Consider the following 6,739-nt stretch of genomic DNA (forward strand, 5'->3'; position numbering starts at 1 on the left):
CCGATCTGATACACTTTGCAGCATAGCAACCACTTCCGAAAAGGCTCTGTTGTGAACAACGAATTTACCCCTGTCGAAGCCATCGAAGCGTGGACTACACCGCTTTATATGACTCAGCTTGAAGACCATGAATTTCTAAAAGATGCTCTGCTTGCTCATGTGTATGCCTGCCGTGAGCAGCAGCAAACCGCCGTCGATAGCCATGTGGCGGTGACGGCGAAACATGCGCTATTTGAAAGTGAGTTGGACTTTCTGGAAAGTGACGTGCCGGAGGTGATGGAGCTGCGTCGACAAGTAGAAGAGCTCATTGCGGAAGTCGCCGCCGACGTGAACCAAGGCCACTGGCCAGAAGACTGCGAAGCCTATGCTCATGTGATCGAGTCGTGGTATCACGTGACCGAAAACGGTGGCTACCACGACGCCCACACTCACCCGAACTGTTCTTGGTGTGGCATTTACTACCTTGACCCCGGCGAAGCGGATCTAGGCACACGTAATGGGGTAAACCGCTTCTACGACCCTCGGGTCAATGCCAACCACTACGCTGATCCCGGCACCGCCTACCTTGGTGAAACGGGCTTTTGGGACTTTTCCCCCAAAGAAGGCCAAGTGGTGATCTTCCCTTCTTACCTCAAACATTCGGCGCTGCCTTACTTTGGTCAAAAAGATAGAGTTGTCATCGCCTTTAACTGCGTGATTGAGTTGGACTAGATAACTAGACCAATGTTTTCTGGGCAGGTAGGATGAGAAAAACTCTCAAAGGAGCCTAAGGTGTCTTTCGAACAACGACTTGAAAAAGCCCACGCCGAGCTGCAATCCCACGGTGTTTGGCTATCTAATTACAAACCGCCGGTATTTAGCTTGCTGCGGGCACTTGGTATCAAGGTCGCCCCGCCGTACTACCTCAACTTCCACCTGAACGCCATTATCCACTTCTGGTACTTTGCGCCGATTATCTTCCTCGCCATGTACTTTGGCATCCTAGGAGACGCCGGTGCGGGTGCGAAATTGGCGATGGATAAAGCTGCCTTCTGGGGCATCTTATATGGCCTTGGTATGTCACTGTTTTACTTAGTACGCCGCAAGCAGCTCAAACTGCGTTCATGGTCTGACTTTTCATAACTTTTTGAGGCTTTCAGGGGTGTAAATCCAGCAAAAGGGACGTTTCGGGTCAAAGTCTAAAATCCAAGGAAAATTATGGACAGTCTACTAGTTAATGCCATCAAGTACGCCTCGAGTGATAAAACGTCACCGCGAGAAAACTTTATTACCGAGGTGTTTGCCTGGCTCATTCGCAACGATACCCTGTTTGCTCAAGAGCTTTTGAACTTCATCACCGATAAATTTCCGAAAGACCGGGCGCTTCCCTTTCACCCAACAGTTGAAATGGACGTAGATACCCAGTTGAACTTCAATGGTGTTTTCCCGGATATGAGCTGGAAAAGCGTGTCTGGTGATTGGCAAATACTGTTTGAACACAAGATCTGGTCAGAGCTGCATGCCAACCAGCTGCAAAATTACCGCGACTACGCCGATAAGTTCTGCCCGCCCTACTTTATGGTGTTGATTACCCCAGACCGTGCTCAACATCGACAAAATCCTGATGTGGCATTGCTTTGGTCAGATATTGCCCATTGTCTTGAGCGCCTAGAACCATCAACAGAAATGCAACGTCATCGAGAAGAATTCTTGGCGCTGCTTGAGCATGTTGGTGTGCGCAAGCTTACGCCGATCAATCCGCTCGCCGTAAATTACTACCACGCGGCAAAGCGCCTTGAACAGCAATTTAGCCAGATTTGTCACCGAGCCATCAAAGAGTCTTGGCAGATTAATGAAATGGGATTGGGGTTTGAGTCACCAACCATCACCAATCCAAGGGGAGCGTCGAGGTATTCTCTATATGGGCGCATTGTTTTTAACTTCTGCACCTCCAACCCTGTTATCAACCAAACCGGACAATGGCTACCAGGGGTAGGGCTGGGCTTTATTCTAGAAGGCGAAGATATTGAGATGAGACCGGAGTTGGAAGCGGGGCCAGTTGCTGCCCTTATTCTCAATACCAATAAATCACTCCATGGTCACCTCAATCTAGATGGTCATTATCAAAACCTAGTGGCGGAACTGTCCTACAAGCTCACTAAGCAAACCCTATGGACACTCTACGATGGCACCAAAAAAGCATCCTACAACCGATGGCATCCCTTAGTGGTGTATTGCAACCTAAACACCCTCTTCGATGGGGCTGGCGATGTAGAAAGCCAATACCAACGCTTTTTAACGAGAATGCGGACGCTGTTAGGCTTGCTATTGTCCTGCCCAAGTTTCACGCCCTTTGTTCAGACTATGCAAAGGCAAACGATCCAGCAGTTCGCGCCGCCGGAAATGACCGACGCACTAGATAGTGAGCACCAAGACTAACGCTACCGCGGAGTATCATATGCCTAACATCGGAATATTTTGGTACGTTCAAGAGCGCGTTATAGGTCGTCGTTTGCCCTTTAAAAACGGTGAATGTGGTATTCCCGGGCTTTGGGATTCCCCTGATAATCATGTGGACTTTTGGGAGATATATCCCGCTGAAATTGGCGTTCCCGTAGCGTTGAGACAGACTGACTACCAGTCTGTCCCCCGTGGACGTGTTATCTACGATGAGCGTAAACGAGCGACACTGATTTACATGGATAAAAGTTTATTTGATGATGTGTCTAAACAGCGGATTAGAGCGTTTTTTCAGCTAGAAGGGCAAAAAATTATATGGCGCTGCGACCCTCACTATCGGGTTTTTTAGTCGGACTAACACTCGCGCCGAGTCACCTCTATGCAAACCGGCGCTCGATACTTGGGATGTGTAGCTCAACCTCTTGGTTAAAATGGGCTTCCAGCCAAACTGGTGTTTTGAAGTTATCTACCTCTAAATCGGCATCTAGATCCATCGTCTCGTCGTCCCACTCGAGATCATATTCCTCTCCATCGGCATCAACCTCGGTATCATCTTCCGGTTCGTCATAGTTGAAGTAAGAGGAATAGGCGCGCAGCCAGAGTTTGCGATCATCGGCGGTGATTTCGTATCCGGCTTTTTCTTCACTAGCCAAGCTTAAACGCTGGGGCGATGCCCAGCCACTTTTGCTCATTTTGGCGACAGTCACGATCAGGTGCGCAAAATGCGGCTGTTCACGAGCCAGTTCTTCATGCACTTCTGGTAGAAAAATCGTGTCTGCGATGGAGGCCTGCCAGCCTTTAACTTCCTTTACCTTTTGAACCGAGCCATACGGGTGGGAATGGAACGTGCCTACTAACTCGACATTTGGCCAGTATTTCCCCATAAAGGCTTTTTTGAATTGCATGGACTCGAAATCAGGGGTAACGCTGTCTTCATCGCGCAAGGCGGAGGTTTCGATGGTGGCATGGGTGACAATGATTTTTGCGGCAATGGTGTCTTTCGTTGGCACGACGTAGCCCCATAACAGGCCGAACGTCTCGATTCGGTCTCGCGCTTTAGTTCGCTTACTGGATCGGTGCTTGATCTCATAGGCTTCGATCGCCGCCATCATCATTTGCGCCACGGCGTGGTCTTCCACGTGAACAAGGGTTTTCATCTGATTGCCTTCTGATGAGAGATGGGGCGTTTTATACCATGGCTGAGAGAAATTCGGGGGTAAAAATTGGCGCCAAAATACAAATTTAGGAAATGATGGCAAAAGCAGGGTAAAGTGACATAAACAGAAGTAAAATGCGGATATCTAAACCAAATACAGAAGAAAGCTATAAGGAATTATTATGTCTAGTAAGGTGTACTGCGTTGCTCAGTTTTTACCCAAAGAAGGCCAAGAAAAAGCGCTCTTCAAAGTGTTACAAAGTCTAGAACCCAACACCTTGCGTGAAGACGGTTGCATCGAATACCGCGTTACTCGCCACATCACCAGCCCCTTTGCCGAAGGCAACAGCTTCCCTATCGCCTTCCACGAAGTATGGGCTGACATGGCTGCGTTTGAAGCTCACTGCCAACGCCAAGAAATCAGTGACTTCTTCCAGACTTACTGCCAAGCGGAAGACGGCCTCGCCGCCGATTGGAACGTCTGCATTTACACCGATGAGCCAGAAGACTTCGACGCATCGGTGTTTGAGTAAGTGAGCGAGATGTCGTGATTACTATTGGGGATCTTGGGCTTTAATCCGGCCTAGAAGCGTACTTAGCAAAGCTTGGTTTCGGGTAATCAAATAAGCAAAGTGTTAAGTGAACTCACTGATCCTCGGAGTATTTCGAGCAATGTGCACTTTCTCCAAGAAAGAGTAGGTATCTTCAAGTAATTGGGTTGGCATATTCATGCTTTTATTGAACTCAATACGGGTGGTGAGTGACTCAAACATATTGAATTTGTTGTTCATTACCTTGTTACCTTCTGCTGTCCCTGTCATATCGGTCATACTGCCATCATCGTTCACTTTCATCAGTGGTGGCGGTAAAAATGCGGAGCTTAGATCCGCTTCTCCGGCTTTTATCAGAGTATTCGCAACCGCCAAAGAGTCGTTATAGCTCATATTCTTTGGGTCAAAGGATTCTGCAAGTTCACGAATCAGCCCTTGATTAGGTGATGTGTTTGCCGTGCCTGTTGCGGCTGGTGGCATATTGCTGCCGCTCTTTTGGGTTGGCGTGATTGCCATGGCCGCTATGGAGCTTCCAATTTGCATACTGAGCCCTTGGTATCATGGATTAGAAACCGTTCTTTGCAAGGTACATGCCATTAGACTGATTCACCCTGCAGCTTGTCCTTACAATCAGTTACTCAAACGTTTCATTGCATCACGATAAACACTGCAACGTTGCGCCTAGTTTTTGCCATTCGTTGAGAGTGTTCTATGAGTTTTGGCACATGAATACGAAGACTAGTATCATGCATCTTGCCCATCTGGTCAGTTTAGGTCACAGTGTGGCTTTCTTATTCCTTTCTATCGATTGTTGCCTTTAGGTTGGGTTATGGCCAGTGTAGTTCGTTTGTTGATTCTTGCGGCGTTGTGGGGTGGCTCGTTTTTGTTTATGCGAGTCGCGGCGAATCCGCTTGGCCCCGGTGTGTTGATCGAAGCGCGGGTGGGGCTGGCAGCGGTGACGCTGTTATTACTGGCGCTGTATCTGAAAAAAGCCATCCAGTTTTGGCAATATAAGCGCCATTTCCTGATTTTAGGGGTGTTTAACACGGCGTTACCATTTGTGTTGATCGCTTATGCTGCGCAAACCTTGAATGCGTCTACCCTGTCGATTTTGAACTCCACGGCGCCAATTTGGGGGGCTTTGATTGGTGCGGTATGGACACGCACGCCGTTAACGCGCTCGGTATTATTAGGATTGGCGTTAGGTGTGCTCGGGGTGACGGTGTTAGTTGGAAAAGAAGCAAACTTGGTAGGAACAGATGCGATCTTACCCATGATCGCCAGTGTCAGCGCCGCTTTTTGCTATGGTATCTCGACCAACTACACTAAGGTCGCGCCGAAGTTAGAAGCGTTCAACAATGCCCACGGTAGCATGTGGGCGGCGACCTTGCTGATGTTGCCACTGGCCTTTTTGATTCCAGTGCGAGAAGCCGTCACCACAGAAGTGGCGGTGTCAGTGTTAGCCCTTGGAGTGCTTAGTACCGGCGTGGCCTATTTGATTTTCTTCCGCTTGGTGACCGACATCGGCCCGTCACCGACCTTGTCAGTGACGTTTTTGATTCCTGCCTTTGGGATTTTCTGGGGCTATCTCTTCCTCGATGAACCGGTGGGTTGGAACACCTTGATTGGCACTATCTTAGTGGTGTTGGGCACGGTGAAGGTCACCGGCTTCTCGTTCAAGAAAACCGTGGCAGCGGTGCAACAGTCAGAATAAAAAAGCCCCTTTGGCTAGGGGCTAAGTAATGCTTAATGTGCAGCAGTCAGCTGAATCACCCGATCACAGCGTTTGGCGATGAGGTCGGGGTCATGGCTTACCAGCATGATGGTGCAGTGGGTTTCCTTGGCGACTTCTACCAGCAGTGCGCTCACGTCTTGGGCTGTAATCGGATCAAGACGGGAAGTGGGTTCATCGGCAAAAAGGAATACTGGGTCGAGGAGAAGGGCGCGTAGCAAGCAAAAGCGCTGCAATTCCCCGCCGGAAACGCCGCTGGCGTTACGTTCCAGCAGCCCAACATCTAAACCAAGACGTGCCAGCAAGGGTGCGACCCGAGCCGGGTTCACCTTGTGGTGGCGGATCAGATCATCCAGCAGTACTTTAAGTGGCACTGCGTGGCTGACCGCTGCCGTCGGATCTTGGTAGAGCTTTTGCCAACGATGTGGCTCTTGTTTGTTTAGCCGTTCCTAGTTGTATGGAAAAATATTCCATATCGCCGGGCGAACAGTGTTCCCGGCTGTGAGTGCTCCAAGCTTACGCTCGGGCACTTACCCCCGAGGTATGGGACACCATCTTAGATTCTGCGCCTTCTGATTGCGCTACAGACCTAGATTGCTTTCGCTTCGAGAGTAGCGTTTCATACGCCACTGGTTTTCGAGCCACCTTCCTCCAATAAGACCATACGTGTTCTGTAGCCTTCCTTTCAGGTAGCCAAGAAGCGGTTTGATCCTCACGATTGGGTTGCTCGCGATAATTCTCTGAGCGCCGAGCAATGACCAGTGCTGCCCCTTGATGGGGCGTTAGGCCATAGCGCTCAGCAAACTTATGTTTGCCAATCTGACTGGTATAAGCAGGATTGACTTCTTTTACTTGTATGCC

Annotated in this window: 10 protein-coding genes; 6 read left to right on the top strand and 4 right to left on the bottom strand. The window is 49.4% G+C overall.

What is annotated here, in order from left to right; translation table 11 throughout:
• Window positions 1-51 precede the first annotated feature (51 nt).
• From FJM67_RS02195 to FJM67_RS02210, 4 genes are all read left to right on the top strand, one after another.
• Complete coding sequence (locus FJM67_RS02195) at window positions 52-711, top strand: TIGR02466 family protein (RefSeq protein WP_235889963.1); 660 nt, start codon at window positions 52-54, stop codon at window positions 709-711.
• A gap of 60 nt (window positions 712-771) precedes the next feature.
• Complete coding sequence (locus tag FJM67_RS02200) at window positions 772-1,122, top strand: DUF6404 family protein (protein ID WP_140587040.1); 351 nt, start codon at window positions 772-774, stop codon at window positions 1,120-1,122.
• Between the two features lie 75 nt (window positions 1,123-1,197).
• Window positions 1,198-2,418, top strand: a complete 1,221-nt coding sequence (locus FJM67_RS02205) for a PD-(D/E)XK nuclease family protein (protein ID WP_140587041.1) — start codon at window positions 1,198-1,200, stop codon at window positions 2,416-2,418.
• 19 nt (window positions 2,419-2,437) lie between these two features.
• On the top strand, window positions 2,438-2,788 hold the full coding sequence (locus FJM67_RS02210) for a hypothetical protein (protein WP_140587042.1): 351 nt from the start codon (window positions 2,438-2,440) through the stop codon (window positions 2,786-2,788).
• A gap of 28 nt (window positions 2,789-2,816) precedes the next feature.
• Here FJM67_RS02210 and FJM67_RS02215 read toward each other — a convergent pair whose 3' ends face one another.
• The gene (locus FJM67_RS02215; protein WP_181161407.1) at window positions 2,817-3,596 is read right to left on the bottom strand and encodes a hypothetical protein; all 780 of its coding nucleotides are present in this window, start codon (window positions 3,594-3,596) and stop codon (window positions 2,817-2,819) included.
• A 181-nt stretch (window positions 3,597-3,777) separates the two neighbouring features.
• On the opposite strand from FJM67_RS02215, the gene FJM67_RS02220 reads away from it, so the two are divergent.
• Window positions 3,778-4,128, top strand: coding sequence for a putative quinol monooxygenase (locus FJM67_RS02220; RefSeq protein ID WP_140587043.1), 351 nt, complete (start codon window positions 3,778-3,780; stop codon window positions 4,126-4,128).
• A gap of 102 nt (window positions 4,129-4,230) precedes the next feature.
• Here the strand turns inward: FJM67_RS02220 and FJM67_RS02225 are convergent, their stop codons facing one another.
• Window positions 4,231-4,689 (bottom strand): hypothetical protein, encoded by a 459-nt coding sequence (locus tag FJM67_RS02225; protein WP_140587044.1) that lies wholly within the window; start codon window positions 4,687-4,689, stop codon window positions 4,231-4,233.
• 286 nt (window positions 4,690-4,975) lie between these two features.
• Here FJM67_RS02225 and FJM67_RS02230 point away from each other — a divergent pair, with 286 nt between their 5' ends.
• Window positions 4,976-5,860 (top strand): DMT family transporter, encoded by an 885-nt coding sequence (locus FJM67_RS02230; protein WP_140587045.1) that lies wholly within the window; start codon window positions 4,976-4,978, stop codon window positions 5,858-5,860.
• Between the two features lie 32 nt (window positions 5,861-5,892).
• On the opposite strand, the gene FJM67_RS02235 is transcribed toward FJM67_RS02230, so the two are convergent.
• Together FJM67_RS02235 and FJM67_RS17460 are read right to left on the bottom strand one after the other, a co-directional pair.
• On the bottom strand, window positions 5,893-6,252 hold the full coding sequence (locus FJM67_RS02235; protein WP_235889964.1) for an ATP-binding cassette domain-containing protein: 360 nt from the start codon (window positions 6,250-6,252) through the stop codon (window positions 5,893-5,895).
• A 142-nt stretch (window positions 6,253-6,394) separates the two neighbouring features.
• On the bottom strand, window positions 6,395-6,739 hold a 345-nt coding region (locus FJM67_RS17460; protein ID WP_219845869.1), incomplete at its 5' end, for a transposase.

The organism is Maribrevibacterium harenarium (genome assembly GCF_006385675.1).
GTDB lineage: Bacteria > Pseudomonadota > Gammaproteobacteria > Pseudomonadales > Marinomonadaceae > Marinomonas > Marinomonas harenarium.

Excerpts from the sequence above, each read along its gene's own strand:
- FJM67_RS02210 (WP_140587042.1), top strand. The coding sequence starts at position 2,438 with ATGCCTAACATCGGAATATTTTGGTACGTTCAAGAGCGCGTTATAGGT.
- FJM67_RS02220 (WP_140587043.1), top strand. The coding sequence starts at position 3,778 with ATGTCTAGTAAGGTGTACTGCGTTGCTCAGTTTTTACCCAAAGAAGGC.
- FJM67_RS02215 (WP_181161407.1), bottom strand. The coding sequence starts at position 3,596 with ATGAAAACCCTTGTTCACGTGGAAGACCACGCCGTGGCGCAAATGATG.
- FJM67_RS02225 (WP_140587044.1), bottom strand. The coding sequence starts at position 4,689 with ATGCAAATTGGAAGCTCCATAGCGGCCATGGCAATCACGCCAACCCAA.
- FJM67_RS02205 (WP_140587041.1), top strand. The coding sequence starts at position 1,198 with ATGGACAGTCTACTAGTTAATGCCATCAAGTACGCCTCGAGTGATAAA.
- FJM67_RS02230 (WP_140587045.1), top strand. The coding sequence starts at position 4,976 with ATGGCCAGTGTAGTTCGTTTGTTGATTCTTGCGGCGTTGTGGGGTGGC.